Source organism: Parabacteroides johnsonii DSM 18315, from assembly GCF_025151045.1.
Classification (GTDB): Bacteria; Bacteroidota; Bacteroidia; order Bacteroidales; family Tannerellaceae; genus Parabacteroides; species Parabacteroides johnsonii.
This window is the reverse complement of record NZ_CP102285.1, coordinates 4,551,452-4,577,134: the sequence shown is the minus strand read 5'-3', so window position 1 is coordinate 4,577,134 and position 25,683 is coordinate 4,551,452. Positions and strand designations below refer to the sequence as shown.

The following is a 25,683-nucleotide window of genomic DNA, read 5'->3' as shown; positions in this document are numbered from 1 at the left end:
AATTATTTTATTGTTGTTATTGTATAGGTATAGGAGCCGGAAAACGGCATATTTTTAGCGTTCAAGGAAACTCGGTAGATCTCTTCACCCCAGACGTTCGACAAGCGCGGATCGTCCAGACGAATCGTCTTGACCGTCGATGTAAAGATGTTCTTGTCATACGTCAGACGTACCTTCTCGCCGTTCACTTCGACCGTCACGGCTCCCGGAACCGAGATATCCACTTTTCCCCATGTCAGGAAATTGATCTGGTTCGGCCGCTCTGCCCTATCCAAGGAGAATGAGTCTTCTATCTTCAGTGTGTTCTTTCCCAAGCGGTACGAACGAATCCACTTTTTCACATTGGCCTCTTCCGGATAAGCGGTTGCAATATTGGCAGAGAAATACATGTGTTTCGGATCAAACTGTACCTCCGTAGCCTTATACTCCGAGCCAAAACGTTGCGCCACACCGTTGATCAGAGGCAAATTGTGATAGTTGCTTTGCATCGTCCAGATAGAATAGCGTTCGGAACTGAATGTCTGGCGGGTATATGTACCGACTCCGGCATCGATAAAGACAGGCATCGTATTCAAGTACAGGGAGAAAGATCCTACATCGTTGTGATTATGGCTTTCATTATTATAGCCACCTTTAGTTGCCACGAAAAAGCCGTTCTTGTTGGTCATATAGCAAAATTCGGTTTCCGGATACCAAGAATAGCTGGGAGACTGGTAATCGGCACTCCTCCCTTCCAGCTCTTCACGGGAGAGCAAGGTTTGGAATAGACGGAAAGGATCACCGGAGGGAATATCGTCTTTGTCAGAAAGGCTCTTGAGATAAGCGGCATAGCTCATCATTAGCGGACTACCCGTCGCTTTCCCGTATCTGAAAATAAGATCGGCATCGCCTCCTCCTTTGGCGGAAGCATCGGCAAAATTGACTACCCAGCCGTTCCCCACATAGGACCGGGCAATATATTCACCCATATTCTTAATGATAGGCTGATCGAATATGGAAACTTTACCGCCTGTCCCGTCAGAAAGCATCTGCAGATAATCGTACATCTTTCCGGCGGCATGCCCCCAATAAGAAGGGCCTTCCTCGCAACCTCCGTCTCCATGCGTATAATTAATAAAATGGTCCACGGAAGTCATCGTCCGGTAAACAGCTTTTGCCAATTTATCCCGGTCATTTTCGAGCAGGAAGAAACATTGCAGCACATTGAAATTACACCACGGATTCCAGTTATTCACCAATCCGCCGGGCTTCAAATGGAAGGCCATCCACCAAAAATGATCTTCATTCATATAGGTATCAAGGATACGGACCTGTAGTTCATATCGCAACCTTTTTGATATCAAGGGATTTACCTTATCAAAAGAAGGTTTCAGATAATAATAAATCCAAGACAACTGGGAGGCCAGATTTCCCGACCCCAAATCGATCACATGTTCTTCATTGCTCGGAAAGCATCCTCCGATTTTCTGTAATCCCAAATGAGCCGACAATGCCCAGCTCGTCATTTCACAACTGACAAAAACGCCATTGATAATTTGGTCAATAAAGCGTCCCTTTCCTTCAGCCATCTCTGCCATAAACAGGCTTCCAAGTGCAGAATTATTCTTGCCAAACGGACTCTCCATAATCGTCCGGCTGCCACTCCGTCCATATTCCAGATAATCGGTTGCCTTTACAATCTTCCATTCATAATCCAAAAAGCATTCCCCTTTCCGGATATAATCTTCCTTATAATCACCGAGGAATTTGTCCCAACCGGCCCGGTCGGAATAATCAGGATAAGGCACCCACTTCTGCCCCATTATCAACGCGGATTTGACTTTCTCAAAATCGGCCTCCTTCTGCAACAAGTTGCGTTTTTCATACGCATGCAGGTGTGCAACTGTCCAAAGCAACAGGCACACGATTGTGATGAATCGTTGTGTTCTCATAGGTATTATTTTTCAATATCGCAAAAATAAAGCTCCCCTCAATGAGGAAGAGACATATTCATCCAATTCATGTGCACAGATTGTCCAAATGCAAAAATTTAAGGAGTTTCCATCCCATTTTTATTTTTCATAATTAGCACCCCTATTCTCCAAAAGCTTTATGCTTAACGCTTCTATAATCTCTTTATTCTCATTTTCTCCTGCCACATTATAATTCTCATCTTCATCCTCCGAATGATCAAACAACATCCGATCTATAATCCGTTCGTCTTTGTCCCTCCATTCCGTATAGAAATACTGATCCTGTATAAAAGTGAAACCGTTTGCCCAGCGGGAAACCCCATACCCTTTTGTTTTTGCTTCTGGTGATTTTAACAGAGGAAGCAGGCTGGTTCCTTCCAACTGAACAGGTTGTTTAACCCCGGCAACATCACACATAGTCGGATACAAATCGACAAACTCCACAATCTGTTCACAACGGTATGGTGCTTTTATTTCAGGCGAATTGATAATGAGAGTCGAATGCAAACAAGTATTCATTATGCTGTGTTTGCACCAAGTACCATGTTCTCCCAAATTCCAGCCATGATCGCCAATCAATATGACAGTCGTATTTTTATCGAGTCCTTCTTCTTTCAACGCTTTCAACAAACGACCGATCTGTGCATCCACAAAAGAGACTGAAGCATAGTAACCATGTATCATCAATTTGGCAGTCGCCTCATCCAAAGGACCCTGTTCCGGAATTCCACTATAGGCCCTCAACTCGGACCAATTAGTCAAAGCACGCTCCGGAATGTTGTTGCCTGGTTTTAATATATAATTATCAGGAATTTCAATTTTGGAATGATCATACAGATCCCAATACTTCTGCGGCACAACAAAAGGCAAATGAGGACGAATGAATCCTACGGCAAGAAAAAAAGGCTTTTCCTGTTTTTTCATTTTTTTCAAATCCTGTATGCTCTTATCAGCGATTTGCCAATCCAGATAGTCCTTTTCGGGAAAATCTCCATGCTCATAAAAATATCCACGCCGACCTTTACCGGTTTCTTTCTGTTTTTGCATTAAAGCCAAGTTTTCCTCCGAGTGGTATCCCATTGCCGTACCTGGTACGGGAGGCATGACATCATCCCAATATTTCATGGAGGCCTCATCCTGGTGATGATATATCTTTCCGTTTGCAATCGTTATATACCCAGCGTCTCTAAAACATTTCTGTATGGTAACTGCGTCAGGTACATCAACATCGGTACGGGTATTCCAAGCCTGTAACAGATTTTTTGTCGGACGCAATCCGGTCAACAGACTTGCACGGGAAGCACCGGATACAGCAATATTGCAATACGCCCGGTTAAATAATACACTTTGTGCTGCCCAGTGATCAATATTCGGGGACTTGATCTGCTTCTGTCCATAACAGCCCAACTCAGGGCGAAGGTCATCACAAATGATAAACAATACATTTTGTTTTTTCGATTGTGCCATTACATCGGCTACAGAAACTATAGCAAGGCAAGCAGTCAATAACAAATTTGCATTCTGCATGTTCATATAAATTTTAGTCATAAAAAAGGTTACTTCCGTAACAAGAATTCAAATCTTGACAGAAGTAACCTCCTTTTCATTTATGGATCACAAGTTACCATCCCGGATTTTGCTTAATAGCACTATTCATATCTATTTCATCTTGCGGTATTGGCCACAGATAATCACGATTTTCCCGGAATACACGGGTAAACATACGTTTACCAGTAAACCCATACTCTTCTCTGTTTAACATCGTATGGGATAGTTGCCAACGACGTAAATCACTATCACGAAGTCCTTCATTTGCAAATTCGACAGCCCTTTCCTTAAATATGCGTTGGAATATTTCATCTTTTGTCACCGCTTTCAGATAATCAGGGCCACTATTTAGCAAGGCGATACCAGCACGCTCGCGAACTTTATTAATATATTCAACTGCTTTCGTTGAATTACCTTGTTCATTATAAGCCTCCGCCAACATCAAATAAACATCAGCCAAACGGATAATAGGGAAGTTTACTGGTGTATGTGAACGATCTGTAATTGCACCATCCCAGTCTCCTTCCGGAACATATTTACGCCAGAAATAAGTTTCCCAACCACCTCTATTATTATAAACAAAACCATTAGCAGAAGACAACGTTATAGTTCCTTTTTCATTTTTAGCGACAACAAAGAGCATCTCTGTTTTTTTGTTGCTATACCAACCTTGATATGTCGTATAAGGCAAAATAACAGTCGCTTGCATACGAGGATCACGATCTTCATACATCTGTAAAATCTTAGCTCTGTTTTCCTCAGGCATACTTATGATCTCCGTTGCACTTGAATTAGCTGTACATCTGAACACACTTTCCTTCACATCATTACTTGTTGTAAATCCAGGGAAAAGTTCATCCCAATCAAAAGGACGCCCATCTTTGTATTCATACATTTCAATCAATGTAGATGAAGGAACCGTATTATTCCAACAACTGCCATAAGAAGCACGTGTTCCTGCATAAAAACAGAGTGGCATACCATAGCTGTTACCGGTACCACCAAGATTAACGATCGAAAAGATCATCTCCGAACTGGTGTGACCACCATCTAAATTAAACAAACCCGCATAATCACTATATAATTCATGTCCACTCGTAGATTTTTCCAACCATTCGACAGCTTTGTCATATTCTTTCGCGTATAAATAGACTTTTCCCAGCAATGCTTGAACGGCAGTTAAAGTCACACGTCCATAGTTTTCACTATCCCATGCCTCTGGCAGACCGCACTCCAATGCCTTCTCTAAATCCTTGACAATAAAAGCACGTGTATCTTCAACCGAACTTCTCGGATTCATCAGATTATTAAAATCTTTTTCCAAATCGACTGATTCATCGTAAAGAGGGAGACCTCCGAAATAATCCATTAGATGGAAATAGACTAAAGCCCGTAAGAAATGTGCTTCTCCCAATATCTGATTCTTTGTACCTTCTTCAATTGGAGCATCTGCTACATTTCGGATAACTAAATTTGCACGTTGGATACTGTTGTACCCATCCTGCCATTTGCTATTCATAAAACCAGTTTTTGAAGTAGCGGTCCCCAGCTGTAGTACTTCGTATTGATCATAACCGGCAGCCACATCAGAGTTGACATCGATCAAAAACATTTTACCGAACAAGTCATCCTCTTTCAAGGAGGCATAAACTCCCATCAATCCTTGCTTGCATTGGTCTGCCGTTTGCCACATTGCCTCCGAGCTCACTTGGTCATAAGGAGTCCTGTCTAAATCGTAGCAACCTGTGAGTAGAGATACAGCTGCCATCAAAGACAATATATGTTTTTTCATTTTATTTTTCTTTTTAATGATTTGACTTTATTGTTAAAACGAGACGTTCACACCAACTACAGCTTGTCTCATAGTCGGGTAAGTAACACCACTTACTTCCGGATCATATCCTTTCCATGAAGTAAACGTAAAGAAATTTTCCAAACTTCCGTAAATGCGAACACGTTCCAAATAGGCTTTCTGAGTCCAATGAGCTGGCAATGTATATCCCAACGTGATATTACGAATCTTCAGATAGTTTTTATTGGCTACCCAGAACGTAGAATTCTGTTCATTCCGTGTATCACTATAGTCCAAGAAACGAGGATAAGTTGCATCTGTCCGTCCTTCATACCAACGCCCATCGGCAACATCCGCATTGATTTGATATCCTTGACGAACCACACTACGGAACAAATTACTGTGGAAAATATCTTTCAAGCCAGCCTGTCCCTGAAATAACATTGAGAAATCGATACCTTTCCACTCGAAACCTAAGTTCATACCAAACGTAAAATTAGGATTCTGTCCGTTACCTACTACCACACGGTCATCATTATCAATTTTTCCATCAGGCTTACCTGTCAGTTCCCCGTTTTCATCTCTTCCGTTAACGTCTTTATACAGGAGATCACCTTTCTGAGGTGTTCCGAATGCAGTGAATGCATCCGGGTTATTGGCGACCATTTGTTCGACAATCGCCAAATCTTCGTCAGTCTGGATGATACGGTCAGCCTCCAATACATATAAAGACCAGATTGGTAATCCTTCTTTCAACATACGGGCTCCATCATAAGAAGCATCACCTCCTTTAAACTTATCAACATTATTTTTAATGTAGGTGAAATTAAAACCAACATTATAAGAAAAGTCTTTTCCTATCTTATCATTCCAACTGGTCGTGAATTCGATACCTCGGTTTGAAACCTTGGCTGAGTTTTGTTTAGGTACTGTTGCATTACCATGTACCATCGGCGCCGGCAAGTCAATCAAAATACCTTTCGTACGTTTGTCGAAATATTCAATACTTCCAGAAAGACGGTTTCCCAACAGGCCGTAATCAACACCGATGTTCGTGATATAAGTCGTTTCCCATGTTAAATCAGCATTTGCTATCGCAGTCTGTGACAATCCATTTACGACAGTACGCCCCAAAACGTAATTAGTTTGTGCAAACATTGACTGAGACATATAGTTTCCATCCTTATCACGATTATCCCCCAGTGTATTATTACCTAACGATCCGTAGGATGCACGAAGTTTCAAATTATCCAACCAGCTTCTGGTATCCTCCATAAATGCCTCTTCAGACAAACGCCAAGCTCCTGAGAAAGACGGGAAATACCCCCATCGGTTGTTCTTGTTGAAGCGAGAGGAACCATCGGCACGAAGGTTTACTTCAAGCAAATAACGGTCATCCCACCCTAAATTTAAACGTCCGAAGAATGAACGCATTGCCCATTCATAGGTATTACCTTCTCCCGAATAATCTCCATAGGCTCCTTCGACAACCCCTAACGACGGGTCAATTAAATCTTTGCGTGTTACACCAAAATCCGAATACTTGTATTGTTCTTGGCTGGCACCAACCATCAAAGTTGCACTTAAACGATCATCAAAGAAATTCCGTTCGTAGCGAGCTGTCGCATCCATAAAGTTACGAATGGTCTTTTCACTGTAATTTGTAATACTTGTCTGTCCGACTCCGTCAGAATACAGTGCACCAGTCTGGAAATTATATAATGGCACGAAGTTCGGCTTGGACACCTTCTTCTTATCGTAGTAATCGTATGTATAAGAGCCTTGAATTGTCAATCCTTTCAACGGTGTCAAAATTGCATATAAACGTGTCTTCATACTGTTCATATCAATATTTCCTGTCACATTCCGCAAACGATTGTACGGGTTATTCGTTGCATTTTGCGGGTCGTCTTCCGGATTAGCATTGATACCCAATCGATTTTGATCATCCAAATAAGCAACTCCAGGGTTACCACCTGTCAATCCATACGTGTAGATGTCATCCAGATTTTCTGTAACAGGAGTCGTGTTGGCGACATAACCACTCATATTCACACCTACTTTCAACCAATCTTTCAGCTGTGAATCAATATTTGCACGGAGACTAAATTTTTCGTACCCCATGTTTTCCAGAATACCTGGATTATTTAAATAATTGAAAGAAGTATAATAAGTCAATTTTTCACTTCCTCCCGAGGCCGAAATATTGTGTTGATGAGAAACTCCTGTTTGATATACATCAAAAAGATTACTATTAGGATAAGCCAAGTAATTAGGGACTCCGTTTGTCAAGCCATTTGGATCTTTCGATTTTTCACGCCAAAGATCAATGGTTGCCTGTGAGAAAGGAGCATCTTTGTTGCTGTTAAGCATCCCTTCATTCATTAGCTCCATATAGGTCGCATAATCGCTTATCACTTCGTAAGGCTGCTTTAAAGTTTCGAATGAGACATAACCGTTATACTCCAATTTCATTTTGCCAGATTTACCCGACTTTGTTGTAATAAGTATAACACCGTTTGCAGCACGTGATCCATAGATAGCTGACGAGGCTGCATCTTTCAAAACAGTCATGGTTTCCACATCTTGGGGATTAACGGAACTCATACTCCCTTCCACACCGTCAATGATAACCAAGGGCGAAGAATTGTTCAATGTTCCTTGACCGCGAACTGTGATTTCTGCATCTCCATTATTCGACGGCAAGTTGTTAGTTGACGCTATATGAACACCTGGCGCAGTACCTGCAAGTGCAGTAGAAATACTTGTTAACGGACGACTTTCGGTCATTTCCCCTACATTAACAGACGTAATAGAACCGGAAAGATTCACTTTTTTCTGCGTTCCATAACCGACAACAACAACCTCTTCAAGTGCCTGAGAATCTTCTTTCAATTTAATTGTAAACGAAGTTTGCCCGTTAACTTGAATCTCCTGCTCTTTATAACCGATAAATGAAACAACTAAAGTCGAATTCGGATTCACTTCAAGTGCAAAGTTTCCATCCATGTCTGTAATCGTCCCATTAGTCGTTCCTTTTTCTACGACATTTGCTCCAGCGACCGGACCAAATTCGTCTTCAACTATACCTTTAATAGTGTATTTAGCCTGTTGTGGCGAAGCGACAACAGGACTGAGTTCTGCAGAACTCAGTGTACCGGTAGAAGGATTAGCAGAAGCTATCCCGATCGATGCTAAGAACATGGAAGTCCCCAAAAACATCGCTCTCGATACATAAAAGCGTTTAAAATCTTTTGTCATAATAACATTGGATTAGTAAATTAGATTTATAATTCATATCTCAATTAATTATCGTTTGTGTTTTTACATGCTCAAAATATATCTGAGTCCTTCAAGAACTATGGTGCTTCGTCATCATTTACGATTCAATATTGATAATTACTGCATACGACTATGGAGAGATAGAGTTTATTCAATCCGTTTTTTTATTTTTTCGCCATAATCCGCAAATTGCCATCACCTACACATGTAATAATTTGATTATAAACATCTTGAAGGTGAATATAAGTAATAGAAGTGGCTTCTCCGCTTATGTTTGCCTTCATCTGAGGTAAGTCGGCCTCGGAAAGTCCCATTTTCACTTAAATATATAGTGGTGAAGATGAAGCAGAGTGGCATGGTCAACCTAAATCAGGACGAGACAGGGTGAAGGTAAATTTTTGAGATGAAGCCTGTCCGGACGCTTGCCTTCATCCTTGTATAGCATGATAATCAATTGGTTTATAGGACGGAGAGAAGCCGAATTGGAATTTCGTGTAATACATGCTTAAACAACATGGTGACAAATCTCCATTTATGGTTCATATCTGCCAAATTATGAGAATTCGCCTTAGTTGTATCGTTTTTACGTTTCGATGTGTATCCATGTAAATATTCAAACATGAATGCTAAATAAATATATTGCTCATTAAGCCTAATTTATATGTTATATAAAACACATACATCACAATATGCTAATATATAAACACTTAACATATTGCTAAAAACTCACCGTTGGAAGATTAGTGCATATCAAATGGATAAAATTATACATCCATGCACATTATTAACATCTAAATTTGCAGCGTTTTGGTCATAGTTCTTGAAGAACTTAGATCAAAACACACTTTTGTGAAAAACACAATGGAAAAACACAAAGTGCCTATTTAGAGAAACGAGAATTATTATCAATTTATTAATCAATCTGGTGTTATTATGACAAAAGATTTTAAACGCTTTTATGTATCGAGAGCGATGTTCCTGGGAGCTTCCATGTTCCTGGCATCAATCGGAATGGCCTCAGCTAATCCTTCTACCGATACGTTTGGTTCAAATGAACCTACTCCTGTTGTAGCTTCTCCTCAACAGGCAAAACACAGTATCAAAGGTGTAGTAGAAGATGCTCTGGGTCCTATCGCTGGAGCTAATGTCGTAGAAAAAGGAACTACTAACGGTACAATTACCGACATGGACGGTAATTTCTCTTTAGAAGTATCTCCTAATTCCATCCTTGTTGTTTCTTATATCGGATATAAGGACCAAGAAATCCCCGTAAACAATCAGACTTCGTTCAACATTAAACTAGCCGAAGACTCACAAGCTTTGGAAGAAGTTGTAGTTGTAGGTTACGGCACACAGAAAAAGGTTAACTTGTCCGGATCTGTTTCGACCATTAATGTTGCAGAACTGACAGAAAGCCGCCCTATCACCAACGTTTCCCATGCACTGGCAGGTTTGGCAGCTGGTGTAAACGTACAAGGTTCAACCAATCAGCCGGGTAATGACAATGCCTCCATCAAAGTGCGTGGACAGGGTACGCTGAATGACTCCGCTCCGTTGGTTATTATCGATGGCGTCGAAGCAGGTATTAACACCGTCAATCCCCAGGATATCGAATCAATGACCGTATTGAAAGATGCTGCCTCGTCAGCTATCTACGGTTCCCGTGCTGCCAATGGTGTCATATTAATCACGACCAAGCAAGGTAAAGCCGGCTCTATCAAATTGGATTATAACGGTTATGTTTCATTCACCTCTCCTGAAATCCCAAGTTCCATGGATCCGGTATCAGACTATGCCACCTACATGGAATTAATCAACGAAGGATATCTCAATTCAGGTTTAAAGGCACAATTCTCACAAGAAATTATCGACGAATGGCGGAAAGACGGCGGACAGAATCCGTTGAAATATCCGAATACCAACTGGTTGGATGAGACATTCAAAAATTCGACATCCCACAACCATGTAATCTCAATGAGCGGCGGTAGCGATAAAATCCGTTTCTACTCTTCATTCGGTTATCAAAAAAATCCGGGTGTTATGGAAAATACCGGATTCGAGAAGTATAACGGACGTGTCAATATCTCCGCCGATATAAAACCCTGGTTGAATTTAGGGGCTCAAGTCAGTGGCTATGTATCCAATATGGATCCGTCTGCCAAATATACGGAGAGTGATAAAAAAGACACATCTGTCGATGATGTGTTCACATATGCTTCAGCAACAACTCCCGGTATGGTGTTCCGTGCACCGGACGGACGATACGGAGCTATGAACAATGGAGAAGACGATGCTCAATCAGCCAATAACAACCCGCTGGCACGCTTGAACCGTGTAGCAGGAAACATTCGTAAAACAAACCTGCGTTCAAGATTTGTCGGAACCATCAAACCTTTTGAAGGCTTCTCAGCTACAGCTTCTTATTCATATGAGTTTGTAGATGAGTTGCGTGAAAAGAAACCGGTCTTCATTGATCAATGGAACTTCTACAACGAAACTGTTACTTGGACAAACCGTGGTAAAACGAATATCATGAATTATGACGGCAAAGTCGAACGGTTCTTCGGTGATGTCGTCCTACGCTATGAAAAACGTTTGGCAAATGACCGGTTAGGCTTAAATGCAATGGTCGGAGCCAGCCAGGAAATGTATCGTAGCCGTAATTTTTCTGCAACGAAATATGACATGATCGATTTGAGCTTGAATGTGATCAATGCCGCCATCGGTGATGCGACAGCATCCGGTTCAAGTACGGAATGGGCTATGCGTTCTTTCTTCGGGCGCGTCAATTTAGACTGGGAAAATAAATATCTGTTGGAAGTGAACCTTCGTGCAGACCAATCATCCCGATTCCTTTCCAATAAACGTACCGGTTATTTCCCCTCTGCTTCCGTAGCTTGGCGTATGGACCAGGAAGCATTCATGGAAAATTGGGTAGAAAAAGGATTGAGCAACTTGAAACTCCGTCTTTCTTATGGTTCTTTAGGTAATAACTCCGTCGGCAATTATGATGCCATCGCTACTTATGCCAACAAACCAAGCAGCGGAAGTGCTTTCAACTATACCTTGAACAATGCCTTAGTACTGGGACTTGCCCAAGCTCAATTGGCTAATCCTAACTTGACTTGGGAATCCACCTACATGACCAACGTCGGTGTCGATTTCGGATTGGTTAACAACAAACTTACCGGTACGATCGACTATTTCAACAAAAAGACAAAAGACATCCTGATCAACCTGCCTGCTCCTGACGTACACGGTACAGCTTCCATACCTAAGCAGAACAGTGCTACTGTTACAAACCAGGGTATTGAAATGACACTTGGTTGGCAAGACCATATCGGAGACTTCTCTTATGGCGTGAACGGAAACTTCACATTCGTCAGAAACAAGGTCAACAAGTTCAAAGGGAAAGAAAAAGGCGGTCAGTCCATTGACGGAGCCAACTTGATTTGGGAAGGACACTCGATCAACTCTCAATATTTGCTGCGTGTAGATCGTATCATCCAGACAGATGAAGACTTGGCTTTAGTACAAAAAATGATCGACAACGCACCGATAGACGAAAAAACAGGTAAAAAAGTCAATCCGTTTGCTGCATTCGGTACTCCTCAGAAAGGTGATTTGCTTTATATCGATAGCAATGGAGACGGTATTATCGACATGAATGACCGCGAAATCGTCAGCGATGGCCCGAACCCGAAATTCCAATTCGGTTTGAACCTGAATGCCGCCTATAAAGGTTTTGACTTTTCCATTCTCTTCCAGGGACAAGCAGGTGTGAAAGCCTACTGGCAACATGACTTGGCGAACACCTCATCCGTTCGTTTCGGTTACCAGTTGAATAAAGAAGTGGCTGAAGGCCGTTGGACAGAAGGCCGGACAGATGCAACTTATCCGCGTCTGCTGCAATCTCAAAATACGATCAACAAGCAAATGAGCGACTTCTACCTGTCGAACAAAGCATTCTTGAAAATCCGTAACATCCAATTGGGTTATACTCTGCCTAAATCCGTTACGGAAAAAATGCAACTGGAAAGACTTCGCTTCTACGGCAGTTTGGAGAACTTCTTCACTTTCACCTCTTACAGAGGTCTTGATCCGGAAATCAGCGGTTTAGGTTATCCGGCTATGAAGTCGGCTGTATTAGGTATTAATGTCACCTTTTAATTGAATTAAACATCATGAACAAGTATAAATTATTCTTCACTTGCGCTGCTTCACTTTTATTCATGAGCAGTTGCTATGACCTGGATCGTTTTCCGGAAGACCAACTGAGTGCCGGAACCTTCTTCCAGACACAAGACCATGCCGACCAGGCAATGATGGGCGTTTACAGCCAAATGACACATGATGACGTGTTTGGCCGCCAGTTCGGTTTCGACTGTTTGGGTGGCATAGCATCCGGATATGACGCTCCTTCCTACCCGAATATCGGAAGAGGAACCTATACGACAACAGAAGGTGCTGTCGGTAATAAGTTCAAACAATTATATGAAGGTGTCACACGTGCGAACATCATCTTGCAGAATGTTGACAATTGCGATATGTCGGACGATTTGAAGAGCCGTTACAAAGCGGAAGCCCGCTTCATGCGCGGTCTCTACTATTTCACTTTGCTCGATTTCTGGGGCGGCATTCCTCTCTATGATGAAAAGACAATCGTAGCTGAAGATTTCTCCAATATGTTGAATCCGAGAAGCTCGGCTGAAGATGTGCGTAAGTTTATCATCCAGGACTTGGACGATGCTATCGCTCACCTGCCGGCAAAATGGGACGACTCGAACAAAGGCCGTGCCACATCCGGCGCCGCAATGGCTCTGAAAGGAAAAGTACTTCTTTTCAACAATCAGTACCAAGAAGCCGCTACTTGCTTCGAAAGCGTAGTCAACAGTGGTGAATATGCTTTATATTCGGACTATGCCAACCTGTTCAAGCCGGGTGGAGACGAAAGTTCCGAAATGATTTTCGCCATCCAGAACATCGGTGGTGTAGGTACAGACTTTGGTATGCCGACAACCTTCTACATGGGGAACCGTGCTTCTTACGGAAGCTGCTGGAACAATGTAATGGCAGCTACCGACTTCGTCGACTCTTATGAATGGTCTGATGGCCGTCCGTTCAACTGGGACGAAGTGATCCCGGGATTCAACGCAAGCGACGATGTGAAAAAAGAGACATTCTACGCCACATTGAACGACGATTTTGATAAAGTGGTAACTTACCCGGCTGCCAAAGATAAATTGTTAGAAATGTACGGCAAACGCGACCCGCGTATGGCTGCTTCTATCATCCTGCCATATACAACTTATAAAGGTTGGTATTCCAATGCTCCGATGAATACGGAATATGTCATTACCGCAAAATCCGGACAAACGAACGAAAAGAATGGTTTTATCCGCGTCAATGGTAATTACGAAATGTATTTATGGCGCAAGTTTGTTGCCGAATACGACATGGACGGAGCCATCAACAACCGTGAAGATACGCCAATCAATTTCCCATTGATCCGCTATGCAGACGTACTGTTGATGCTGGCTGAATGCTACAACCAAACAGATCAGCAAACCAAAGCTGTAGAAAAGATCAATCAGGTTCGTGAACGTGTCGGTATGCCAGGCCTCAACAGTGGTCCGGAGTATTTGAAGGCAACTACCAAGGACGAAGTCTTCAAACGTATCAGACATGAACGTGCTGTCGAATTAGCAGGTGAAGGCCATAGCTTCAGTGACATGAAACGTTGGAAACTGCTCGAATCCCTGGATGGACAAGTTAAAGGTTTCACCGGACAGTTCTATTATAATCGTGTCGTTCAGGAACGCGATTACCTGTGGCCGATTCCAAATGGTGAAATGGAAAAGAACCCGAACCTGAAAGGGGATCAGAACCCAGGATGGTAATCATTGACCATTAAACGAATACAAATAAAAGGGCAGACGGCTATGTCTGTCCTTTTTCATTATATTTGTAATCCATATGCTCCCATCTGAAAGAAGAACTCCTTTCAATATTGGCAGCAATATGAACATAGAATCTCATATCCAACTTATCAGGACTAGGAAAAATGAATTGCAAAATATCATTACGTTCTATAAATCAACAAAAATATGTATAAACAACTCAATCATTCCAGCCATGATGCGGCATATCTTTTAGGGGGTATCCTTCTTTTTTCCTTTCAAGGATGCAAAGAAAAGCCTGTTACCCCCCAAGGTTTATCGAGCACTCCTAACGTCATCTACATCTTCCCGGACCAAATGCGCAACCATGCGATGGGTTTCTGGAGAGAAGCAGGATTCCGGGAAGCGGTGAATTTCGAGGGAGATCCGGTGCATACGCCTAATCTGAACCGGTTTGCGAAAGAATCCGTTGTACTGACTTCGGCTATGAGCAACTGCCCGCTGAGCAGTCCGCACCGGGGAATATTGTTGACGGGGATGTATCCGGAACATAGCGGAGTTCCCCTAAACTGTAATGCCAACCGTCCGATCAGTTCATTACGCGAAGATGCGACCTGCATCAGCGACGTGTTCAGCCAGGCTGGCTACAATTGTGCTTATATCGGGAAATTGCATGTCGACTGCCCCACTCCCAACGACCCGGAACGTCCCGGAAAATATGTGGAAGACCGTGTCCCGGCCTGGGACGCCTACACTCCGGCAGATCGCCGGCACGGCTTCGATTATTGGTATTCATATGGAACCTATGACGTGCACAAGCATCCGCATTATTGGGATACGGAAGGAGTAAAACATGAAATCAACGAGTGGTCTCCCGAACATGAAGCGGATAAAGCCATCTCCTATCTGCGGAACGAAGGGAACGTGCGTGACCCTAAAAAGCCGTTCTTCATGATGGTCAGCTTTAATCCGCCTCATAGCCCGTATGCTTCTCTGGAAGACTGCATGGAGGAAGATTACGACTTATACAAAGACCTTCCATTGGACAGCCTACTCATTCGCCCGAACGCAAACCGGGAGATGAAAAAAGCAGCTTCCGTACGTTATTACTTTGCATCGGTGACAGGCGTCGACCGGGCTTTCGGACGGATACTGGACGAACTCGAAAAGCAGGGATTGGATAAGAATACCCTCGTCATTTTCTCTTCCGATCATGGAGAAACCATGTGCAGCCAAAATACGGACGATCCCAAAAACTCGCCTTATGCCGAAAGTATGAACGTCCCGTTTATGATTCGTTTTCCCGGAAAAGTAACCCCTCGGATCGACAGCGAACTTTTGTTGTCTTCTCCCGATATCATGCCGACCATACTCGGACTGTGCGGCTTGGAAAAGCAGATCCCAGCAGCAGTGGAAGGGCGGAATTATGCAGGACGTTTTACAGGAAAAGACTCTTCCGTTCCTTTACGCCAGGGAGCCTTGTACATCAAGAATATCGACGGAGAAAAGGATGCCGAAGGAAAAGTCATTTCTTATTTTCCGGTAGCGAGAGGAATCAAGACACATCAATACACCCTATCACTCACAATCGACCGGAAGACGAAAACACTAAAAGAAGCACTTCTATTCGATGATTTGAAAGACCCGTACCAGATGCATAATCTCCCCCTGCAGGAGAATCATGAAATCGTTTCCGAACTATGCAGACAAATGGTCCCTCTGCTGAAAGAGGCAGACGATCCGTGGTATAAGGAACAAATATTAAAAGAACTGATTCCTTACGAAGGCTAAAAAAGAGGTTTCAAAAAGGGATGTAGATGTTCTTTATCTTGACAACCGTCTTTATTGCCATGAAGTCAATGTTCATAGGGAGCGAACATTGACTTCATCGCGATGAAGACGGTCGTCATGGTGATGAAGACGGTCCTCTTTTTGCCTCCCCCTTTGCAAGTACGGGCTATTCTTATTTCACCGTCCAGGTCACCTTATCATTTACAGGATTTTTCTTCTGAGTGGAACGGGCCTCTATCGTGTTCTCCCCATCCTGCAAAGCGACACCTTTCCATTCGAATGTCGCATATTCGTCCGGCTTTTGTTTGCCGATACTTTTTCCGTTTACAAACAACTCGACTTCCGGCTGATTGGAGAAAATCATAATATCCGTTACTGCCAATGAACGATCGCGATGGCGACGGTTCGTAATATAGACGAACGGCTCGTCTTCGTTCCAGTTGGCCTTATAAAAATAGAAAGCATCTTTCTTCACCTTACGGTCGAAAGTCACCAGACCTTTATCGTTGATACCGGGCCGGTCACCTTCCACACGGTGGGCCGCACCGAAGTCAAACAGGTTCCAAATGAAAGAGCCCCAAACGAACGGACGTTCCGCCAATGCTTTCCAGTTTCCGATATGATAATAGGTCTGATAATTCTCCGGATGCCACCAACCGGAAGCGATCCCCCGTTTCACAGAATCCTGCTGGTGGTAGATGCTTGCTCCTGCCCCATATTCGCTGATGGCGATCTTATATTCCGGATGTGCCTTATGATTGGCATCCAGCCATTTTCCCATATCGGACGGAGAACCGCCATACCAACCGAAATACTGGTTCCAAGCAATCACGTCGGTTACCTTATTTATATCATCATCGTAAGAAAGGAAGCTGGCAGATGTCGTCAGGCGAGTCGGGTCCTCCTTATGGGCCAAATCGTTCAATTCCTCGATATATTCGGTCGGATTGTCTCCGATGGTCTTTAACTCATTAAACAGCCCCCAGAAACAAATCGACGGATGGTTATAATGCTGGCGGATCAATTCTTTCAACTGCTCTTTCCCGTTCTCACGAAAAGAAGGCTGGTTGATATAGCCTCTATCCTGATATCCCCCCGGCCCGATCTGAGGAATTTCAGCCCAGGTGACAATACCGTATTTATCCATCAGGTCATAAAAGTAAGTAGCTTGCGGGTAATGAGCCAGACGAACGGCATTAGCTCCCATTTCTACCATAATGGCTGCATCTTCATCGTGGTGCATTTTATAAAGAGCATTTCCCCTTTCCTCCCGATCCTGATGGCGGCATACTCCTTTCAGCTTCAGATGTTCACCATTCAAGAAAAAGCCTTCTTCGGCATCCACATGATAATAGCGCAAGCCTAATGGCTGTACAATCCGATCTATTATTTGACCTTCGGAAAGAAGAGATATTTCGGCCTTATACATGAACGGATCTTTACGGCCATTCCAAAGACGGGGATTTCGGATTGTCAAATCCATTCCGGTTGTAGCCCAGTCATTGGCATCCACCGTAACCTTTATATCCTGCTGCTGGACAAGTTTATCGTCTTCCCAGATCTTGATGTCCACTTTTACGGGTTGCGCCGTCGCACTTCCGTTAGAGACGAGCACTTTCGCCTTTACATCGGCCTGCTCTTTCGTCACTTTATTCTGAATCAGATAGACACCGGGAGATGCATAGTCGGTCAACGAGATATTAACCGGGTCCGTTATGATCAGATTCACATCCCGGTAGATCCCTCCATAGAAATTAAAATCACCGACCAACGGCATAACATCCTGCTGCAAAGCGTTGTTGACCTTCACTAAAATCCGATTGTCGGCATCATATTTCACCTTATCTGTAATCTCGAATACAAACGCTCCATATCCGCCACGATGTTCACCAATATGAACATCGTTAATAAAAACATTCGCAATTGTATTGACTCCTTCGAAACGCAGGAAAAGACGTTTGCCTTTCCATTCAGGCTTTACAAACAGCGTTTTGGTATAGTTGCCCATTCCACGATAGTAATCCTGTTTGCCGGAAAGGGCATCGCCACTGTTCCAGGTATGAGGCAGGTTCACCCGTTCTTCACTTTTAAACTGTACCTGATGGGAAAAACGGAACATCCAGTTTTCATTCAACAGGATTTCCTTACGTGCCGCAAAGATTGAAGTGCTGATAAAAAGGAGTATCAGACTAAAGATTGTGTGTTTCATGTTTACAAAATTCTTTATTTACGGCTCAAAATTAGGTGATTGACGGTAAAGGGACAGGCACAATTTGTCTAATTGGATGGATAGATTTGTCCAAGAGCGCTATTTTAAACAAAAGAGGTCATGTCTACATCACGACACGACCTCTTTGTTACTAATTTCGTAAATATAGGACAACTGCTTACATTCCTTGTTCTCCACCACCTGAATTGCCTTCTCCTCCGCCTTTGGAGTCATCATTACTGATACCGCGGCGTACTTTCTTGATCTGGCCTTTCATTGTACCGAAACGGTAAGAGACGCTCAGACGGAACTCACGCGAGTGGCGCCAGTTGGTCGAGACATCCCGGAAACCTTCGCCGGTAGTCGTCATCTCCATCTTCATTGTTTTCCAGAACGGGTTCTGCGCCCCGAGAGAGACAGAGAGTTTCTTCTTCAAGAAATCCTTGCTAATGTTCAATCCGGCAAAATAGAAAGGAGATTGCTTGCTTTGCAACTGAATCCAGGGGCTAAAATAACCTCCATGCAGATTGATGCGGAAGTCTTTCGGTAACGTGAATTGGGAACCGGCAAACACACGACCGCTCCAGCCTTTGTTGCTCATGCCCAAATCGGAGGCCTTCATATCCGTATAATCCGCGCCACCATTCATATAAATACGGAACCAAGTTGTCGGAGACCAGTTCCCATACAGGAAAATACCGACCTGTTGTTTTTTACCGATATTATCGTATGTATTCCACAGAGCACCATTATATTGGGAACGGGGATCGGTCGATGGGAAATCGGCCGTCGTCGTATAGCGTTCGATCGCATTATTGACAAACGTATAACTTAAACTGGCATTAATACTGAACTTCTGAGTGAACTTACTGAAGTTCAAATTCACATTATTACTTTTTTCCGAATCCAGGTTCGGATTACCTTGGGAGATATTCTGCGGGTTCACATCATTGATATATGGATTCAAGAACCAAATACCCGGACGTTGGATACGCATATTATATCCTAAACGGATTTGGGAAGACATATCCATTTGATAAGTCAATGTGGCATTCGGCACGACGTCGAAATAATCCGTACTGAAATTCAAATCCGGCTTACGGGCAAAAGAAGCCTTCAGGCTTGTTCCCTCGGCGCGCACCCCTGCTTTGATGCCGAACTTATTCAGTCGTACCAGATATCCTAAATAAGCCGAATAAATATGTTGCGTATGTTTAAACTGGCTGTTGTCTCTCGAACGATCTTCCCAGATCTTAGTAGAATCGTTATAAATCTGTTCCAGCGTATTACTTTTATTTTGCCGGTTGATATATTTCACACCGACTTCCAATGTCTGTTTCTCAAACAGAGGTGTCGTATAATCGACCTGCCCGGTGTGTTCTACGGTAGAGGCATCATTGATATTCCATTTCGGATATTCTCCGGACAAATAGTAATAACCTTCTTGCACATCGACCTCCGTACGTCCCTCATTGTCATTCGGAGACTGGCTAAAGCGATAAGACAACGTCAGCAATTCATCTTTTTTGCTGGTCGAATGCTGGAAATCGACATTGATATCCGTAGAACCGAACGTACCCTCCGAAACAGAGTTACGGTTATACCTGTAGACAGGATCGTAAGAACGCAAACGGTTGTCAATCCCATCCAACGGGTCCAAAACGGCATCCAATTCGGAAAGGCTCTTGTTCTTTCCTCTGAAAAGGTTCACACCGACACTCAACAAATTCAGCGTGTCGATCTCATAGCTACCTTCCAGATACCCATACTGGAACGGTCCTTTGTTTTTGCTGCGTCCCTTTTCTTCCAAACGCGTCGGATTACCGTCTGCCAACATATCCTCATCTGTAAAACGTTCACTATATGAATCGTTCCAGGGGGAATTACGATAGTTATAACCATAATTAGCTGTAATACCGAATTTTCCAGCCTTCATCGAGACATAGCCGCCCCCACCGAAACTGCCCAGTGTGCTGGCATTGGCACGAACGGTTCCCGTATATCCTTGCAATGCGTTCTTGGTCGTAATAATATTGATAATACCTCCAACACCTTCAGCATCATATTTGGAACCTGGGTCGGTAATGACCTCGATGTTTTTGATCGAGCTGGCTGGCATACTTTTCAATACATCGGATGCATTGTCACCACTCAATAAATTGGAAGGTTTGCCATTCATATAAATTTTATAATTGGAAGATCCTTTCAACTGGATTTTATCCTCGCCATCCACAGTGACCATCGGAACCTTGCGAAACATTTCCAACGCATTGTTCGTCTTTGCTTCCGGATCGTCTTCCAGATTGTACGTCAGCTTGTCGACCTCGACTTTAACCAATGGTTTCTGGGCAACGACAGTGACTTCCTTCAGTTGCTGAGTATCATCGTTCATGAACAGTTTTCCAAAATCCAGGAGCTTTTTGTTTTCCGACAATGTAAATGTTTTCTTGGCAGGGACCTTCCCTAAAGATTCCATTGTCATCACATATTTACCCGGCTTGTTCATCGTTGCCGTGAACTTGCCATCATCATCGCAAGCCAACAATTTCACAGGATTCTGTGGTGCGGAAGCCAAAGCTATCCTCAACGTGGCATAAGGTACGGACTCATTGGATAAAGAGTCGACTACTTGGCCCTTAATTGTAAAGGCAGCCGATCCACCTCCGGTTTGCGCAAACACTGACGCAGACACAAATAGTATCAGCATTAAGTAGAGTAGTTTTTCTTTCATTAAATTTGAGAATTTAGATATTATCGATTATACATTCACATAAAAACAGTTGCAAATGTAACTCTATCTACGAGCTATTCGTAACTTTACAGTTTAAAGAATTGTAAAAGTTGTATTTTGGTGTTCGATTTTTGCAGATTTCACCTATTTTTGTAGAAACCAATCATAAAAAGGATAAGTTTATGAGAAAATTATCATTCATTTTTGCAACGCTATTACTCGTCGTCACCATGCATGCACAGGATCTGAAAGTAATCAAATTAAACTCTCCGGACAAAAACAGAGGATGTTCCGTTATGAAAGCGTTATCCGGCCGCCACTCCGATCGGGAATATGCAGACAAGGAACTCAGTTTACAGGATTTATCGGATTTGTTATGGGCTGCGAACGGGATTAACCGCCCAGACGGAAAACGAACGGCTCCTTCAGCGCTGAACAAACAGGATATCGATATTTATGTCATTATGAAAGAGGGTGCTTACCTGTATGATGCCAAAACAAACAGCCTGCAACCTCTTGCTAAAGGAGATCACCGGGCTGCTGTTGCCGGCGGTCAGGATTTTGTCAAATCGGCTCCAGTCAGTCTGGTACTCGTCTCCGATCTTTCACGCTTCGGAAACATTGCCGATCATACCAAACTGATGGCTGCTGTCGATGCCGGCATCGTTTGCCAAAACATCAATATTTTCTGTGCATCCACCGGTCTGGCAACCGTTCCCCGTGCCACTATGGATCAGGCTGCTTTAAAACGAATTTTGAAATTAACGGACAATCAATTACCAATCATGAACAATCCGGTAGGATATCCACGGAAATAAACAGAAGTGGTAAAAGCATTCAACTGTAATACAATATTTTAACAATTATAATGAAGGCCATAGTTCTAAGGGAACTATGGCCATATCTTTTCATCAATAAAAGGAAGAGAATGTTTAGAACTTTATAGTCCAGCCTATTATGTTGTAGGGATGCTTTCTTACCTAATGGCCCTTACTTTATATCAAGTGCAATTATTTAGCCTAAAATAGTTAAAATGCGCAATAAGATTAATTCTTCACAACATATTTCAACAATTTGGAAATAAATTTATAATTTTGAAGGCCATAGTTCCCTTAGGACTAAATCCCATTCGAACAACACATCATGGATGAGAAAACGGACATAAAACGATTCAATAATATTTTCGTCACCCATCGGGACCGATACATTCGGTTCGCCTATTCTTATACATATAATCAAGAAGCAGCAGAAGACCTGGTGACGGAAAGTCTGATGTATTATTGGGAAAACCGGCATCGGTTAGAAGAAGTCAAAGACATACCTTTATATATACTAGTCACCCTAAAAAACAAATGCCTGGATTACCTTCAGCGTGAACGTACTTGGAATAATATCGCTGAAAATTTGCTATCCAACAAAGAGTGGGAACTGCAAATGCGTATCTCCAGCCTGGAAGCATGTGAGCCGGAAACATTGTTCAGCAATGAAGTACAGGAGCTTGTTAACCAAGCTCTGGCAAAACTACCGGAAAAGTCCAGACATATCTTTATCATGAGCCGGTACGAAGGGAAAAATTACCAAACAATAGCCAAGGAAACCAACCTTTCAGTGAAGAGTATCGAGTTTCATATCAGTAAAGCGCTGAATTTATTACGCAAAGAGTTAAAAGACTACCTTCCTTGCCTGCTATTTTTACTGGATTTCTTTTACGTCCCCTAAATATTTTCACTTGTCCGATCGAAGTGAAAATAAATTTTCTCCTGCATGAAAATTTATTTTCCCGCGGGAGAAAATTTATTTTCACCGAAGAGGTAGAGTGTGGATAAAATTGCCAGCACTGTCTCCAAAATAGATGTGTTGTTCATATTATTGCTTCTTTGCATGCAATAAGTTCAAATCATCAGTAACCAATCCATCCAACACCTGCCGGATTTTATCTGATATAGCCCTATCTATGCCAAACTTATCACATAATGATTGAAACTTGCCTACTGCATCAAATACTTGTAATATCTTTTTTTCAGGATCTTCCACAAAATCCTCTGCAAAATTAACGAAGTCACTTGTGGTCAAGGCTGACCTTTTACCCATCACCCCCATTGAATGAATGTGAGCAGAAGAATTCTCCCATGTATTTGCAGTGAACATGACATCGTATGCAGGTGATAACCGCCACACTCCTGTCTTGTCCATGATAAACGATATATTCTTATTATGATCATCTGATACACCTGCCACATAATTAAATACCATCCTAATGAATATCTGGTCTTTGTCTTCCTGGGGAAGATTCAGAGTCTCTGCTATCCAACATAGCTTTAGATAATCATCCGCACCCGGCATAATGGCGGCGAGCGTTTGGCTAAAAATCTTGTCACCATTCTTGCGGTCAAACCTTTCTGTTACGAAATGGTTCCTTCCATCAATTTCTTTTAGGAAGCATGGCATCATGTTAATCCCTGCTTCCTTTGCCATCTCGTAATATACCATTTCTATCTCTGTGGTAGGAGAGTTCTCCTCCTCTTTGAATTTTATAATATACTGTTTAAAATCTTTAGGCAAATCCACCTGGCCGGAGCGAAACTCCTCCGTTTCAAGATCATAGGCAATCACTGCCTTGGGGCGCATACCACCTGCGGAAGTTCCAAGATATATCAACTTTTTCATCGTAAGGTTATCCTCCGGTGATATGACAGCCGCATCCCGATCATTATATACTTTGGAAGCCAACGTTGCCAATGATGACATATCCACCAGCCCACGAGGATCATCATCCCTAACCTCCGGTTCAAATTCCAAAGCCCCCATAGCCCTCTTGCCTATATAAGAGAGCTTCAACAGCGGCAATGACTCCGTAACCTTTATATTACTATCCGTGAGCCACTTGTCAAACAAAGAAGCTCCCCATTGGTCAGGAAGTGCGTCTGCAAGGAATTCCGGAAGTCCTTGATACAATTTATCCGTATTCCCATAAAAAGAAGCAGTCAAAGGGGTTCTCTTAGGATGTGTGGAAGGGCATATATCATAATCTTGCTTCCTATATTCATCCGTAAATTGGAATACGGAACAATGCTTTTCAAAGTTCCAGCTCAATTTACCTATGCAGGTTCCCCATAGATATACATTCACTATGATTGGCTCTTTCTTCATACCGTCTTGCGTTTACTGCTAAATCGTTGTACTCTCTTACCTGTTTTTTCATTGATAAGGAAAGGAGAATCAGGAAGTTCCGGTACCAAATCGGCAACCCCTTCAAGGGTCCCACTTATACGCAGGATCTTAAGCAGCGTACTCAGGGCAATATCATTTACCTTGCAGGACTCTATTCTCTTAATAGTAACAAGGGATACCCCGGCTTTGTCTGCAAATTCTTGCTGAGAAAAACAACAGCTAAGCCGTAAAGACCTAACTCTCTTGCAGATTTCCTCTACAATACCTTTATCTGAATATTCATATATTGTATATTTATCATATAACTTTTTCATAGAAGAACAATATAAAGAATCATTTTTGATACAAAAATATCAATAAATATGGAATAAACCGAATTTGCTGTCATTTCTTGGGCACCAAAAACATATATTCTCTACGTTCCATAGGAATAATCGTCCAGTTATAGCCTCCGGACGCAAGCATGACGTTCAAAATGAACCGTCCCATTCTTCCGTTCCCAAATTCATATTTAGAGCAGGTTAGTAATCGCTGTTACAGGAATATTCAGTTTTGAGCAAGCGAACATTTTTTTTCCTAAATCCTTTAACGAAGCTCCAATATGATACACGTCCATTTCATCAACAACCAGAAAACGATCGTGACTGTCCCGATATGTTCGGATGTCAATAGGTACGTACTGGCCGTTGTAAAAAATACCTTCAATCGGGGGTAGGGAAGTACGCACGAAGAAGCCAATTTTCTTATCATGTTCCGCAATGGTTCTCTCAATCTGAAAAAATCTGTTATCCATTCTTTGTTCAATATCATTCAAGCGCTGATTAATCGAATAGCCCTTTAATAAATAGTCCTTTAAGACCTTACGCCCATCGGCGAAATAAAATACCTCTTTCACTATTGACACGAAATCCAATGGATATAATTGCATCCAGATTATAATAAGTCAAGTTTCGTATCACTTGCCGTTTACCCTCCGGCCGAACTGTTTGGAAATCCCGAACAGTTAAACTTTCCTCTAATTCATTAAGCTTTTGTATCGCATCGTCAAACTTCTCACCTAATATCATAAACAAACCAGGTGGAAATTCTTGTTTAAACTTAGAAACTACTTTACAAATTACAGATAGCTTATTCCAAAATCAAGATACAAAAATGAAATATAAGAACCTTAAAATCATGCCCTCTTTGAAAGAGGTAGACAAGATGCTTAAAAACCGATCTCGTTAGTCAAGCAATATCCGACACCGAAAAAAACAAAAAATATTTCATTTTTCCTTTAGGGTATTTTTCCTCTTGTTCGCCCTTAA

13 protein-coding genes and 1 pseudogene are annotated in these 25,683 nt (G+C 42.5%); 5 read left to right on the top strand and 9 right to left on the bottom strand.

Annotated elements, in window-relative coordinates; all coding sequences use genetic code 11:
* Window positions 1-2: 2 nt before the first annotated feature.
* The 4 genes from NQ564_RS18535 to NQ564_RS18520 all read right to left on the bottom strand — a co-directional run bounded on the left by NQ564_RS18535 (window position 3) and on the right by NQ564_RS18520 (window position 8,553).
* Window positions 3-1,931, bottom strand: coding sequence for a heparinase II/III family protein (locus NQ564_RS18535; protein ID WP_008152667.1), 1,929 nt, complete (start codon window positions 1,929-1,931; stop codon window positions 3-5).
* Window positions 1,932-2,051: 120 nt separating this feature from the next.
* Window positions 2,052-3,479, bottom strand: coding sequence for a sulfatase (locus tag NQ564_RS18530; RefSeq protein ID WP_039848439.1), 1,428 nt, complete (start codon window positions 3,477-3,479; stop codon window positions 2,052-2,054).
* A 94-nt stretch (window positions 3,480-3,573) separates the two neighbouring features.
* The gene (locus NQ564_RS18525) at window positions 3,574-5,292 is read right to left on the bottom strand and encodes a RagB/SusD family nutrient uptake outer membrane protein (protein WP_008152670.1); all 1,719 of its coding nucleotides are present in this window, start codon (window positions 5,290-5,292) and stop codon (window positions 3,574-3,576) included.
* 33 nt (window positions 5,293-5,325) lie between these two features.
* Window positions 5,326-8,553, bottom strand: a complete 3,228-nt coding sequence (locus tag NQ564_RS18520) for a SusC/RagA family TonB-linked outer membrane protein (protein ID WP_008152672.1) — start codon at window positions 8,551-8,553, stop codon at window positions 5,326-5,328.
* 954 nt (window positions 8,554-9,507) lie between these two features.
* On the opposite strand from NQ564_RS18520, the gene NQ564_RS18515 reads away from it, so the two are divergent.
* The 3 genes from NQ564_RS18515 to NQ564_RS18505 all read left to right on the top strand — a co-directional run bounded on the left by NQ564_RS18515 (window position 9,508) and on the right by NQ564_RS18505 (window position 16,265).
* Entirely contained in the window at window positions 9,508-12,744 is a 3,237-nt protein-coding gene (locus NQ564_RS18515) for a SusC/RagA family TonB-linked outer membrane protein (protein ID WP_008152674.1), read from the top strand.
* 14 nt (window positions 12,745-12,758) lie between these two features.
* A complete protein-coding gene (locus NQ564_RS18510) occupies window positions 12,759-14,474 on the top strand; it encodes a RagB/SusD family nutrient uptake outer membrane protein (protein WP_008152675.1) in 1,716 nt (571 codons plus the stop codon).
* A 207-nt stretch (window positions 14,475-14,681) separates the two neighbouring features.
* On the top strand, window positions 14,682-16,265 hold the full coding sequence (locus NQ564_RS18505; RefSeq protein WP_008152676.1) for a sulfatase family protein: 1,584 nt from the start codon (window positions 14,682-14,684) through the stop codon (window positions 16,263-16,265).
* A gap of 172 nt (window positions 16,266-16,437) precedes the next feature.
* Here NQ564_RS18505 and lacZ4 read toward each other — a convergent pair whose 3' ends face one another.
* Window positions 16,438-18,474, bottom strand: coding sequence for a beta-glucuronidase LacZ4 (gene lacZ4, locus NQ564_RS18500; RefSeq protein ID WP_008152677.1), 2,037 nt, complete (start codon window positions 18,472-18,474; stop codon window positions 16,438-16,440).
* Window positions 18,475-18,652: 178 nt separating this feature from the next.
* Entirely contained in the window at window positions 18,653-21,205 is a 2,553-nt protein-coding gene (locus tag NQ564_RS18495) for an outer membrane beta-barrel family protein (RefSeq protein WP_008152678.1), read from the bottom strand.
* Window positions 21,206-21,387: 182 nt separating this feature from the next.
* On the opposite strand from NQ564_RS18495, the gene NQ564_RS18490 reads away from it, so the two are divergent.
* The gene (locus tag NQ564_RS18490; protein ID WP_021861778.1) at window positions 21,388-22,023 is read left to right on the top strand and encodes a SagB/ThcOx family dehydrogenase; all 636 of its coding nucleotides are present in this window, start codon (window positions 21,388-21,390) and stop codon (window positions 22,021-22,023) included.
* A 325-nt stretch (window positions 22,024-22,348) separates the two neighbouring features.
* Entirely contained in the window at window positions 22,349-22,924 is a 576-nt protein-coding gene (locus NQ564_RS18485; RefSeq protein ID WP_008152680.1) for an RNA polymerase sigma-70 factor, read from the top strand.
* A gap of 147 nt (window positions 22,925-23,071) precedes the next feature.
* Here the strand turns inward: NQ564_RS18485 and NQ564_RS18480 are convergent, their stop codons facing one another.
* The 3 genes and pseudogenes from NQ564_RS18480 to rhuM form a co-directional block, all read right to left on the bottom strand.
* Complete coding sequence (locus tag NQ564_RS18480) at window positions 23,072-24,355, bottom strand: type II toxin-antitoxin system HipA family toxin (RefSeq protein ID WP_008152681.1); 1,284 nt, start codon at window positions 24,353-24,355, stop codon at window positions 23,072-23,074.
* Window positions 24,352-24,690 carry a helix-turn-helix domain-containing protein gene (locus tag NQ564_RS18475; protein ID WP_008152682.1) on the bottom strand — a complete coding sequence of 113 codons (339 nt, stop codon included), beginning with the start codon at window positions 24,688-24,690 and terminating at the stop codon, window positions 24,352-24,354. Before NQ564_RS18475 ends, NQ564_RS18480 begins: the two co-directional genes overlap by 4 nt.
* Before the next feature lie 197 nt (window positions 24,691-24,887).
* Window positions 24,888-25,401 (bottom strand): annotated as a pseudogene (gene rhuM / locus NQ564_RS18470) (RhuM family protein); the annotation flags it as partial.
* Window positions 25,402-25,683 lie beyond the last annotated feature (282 nt).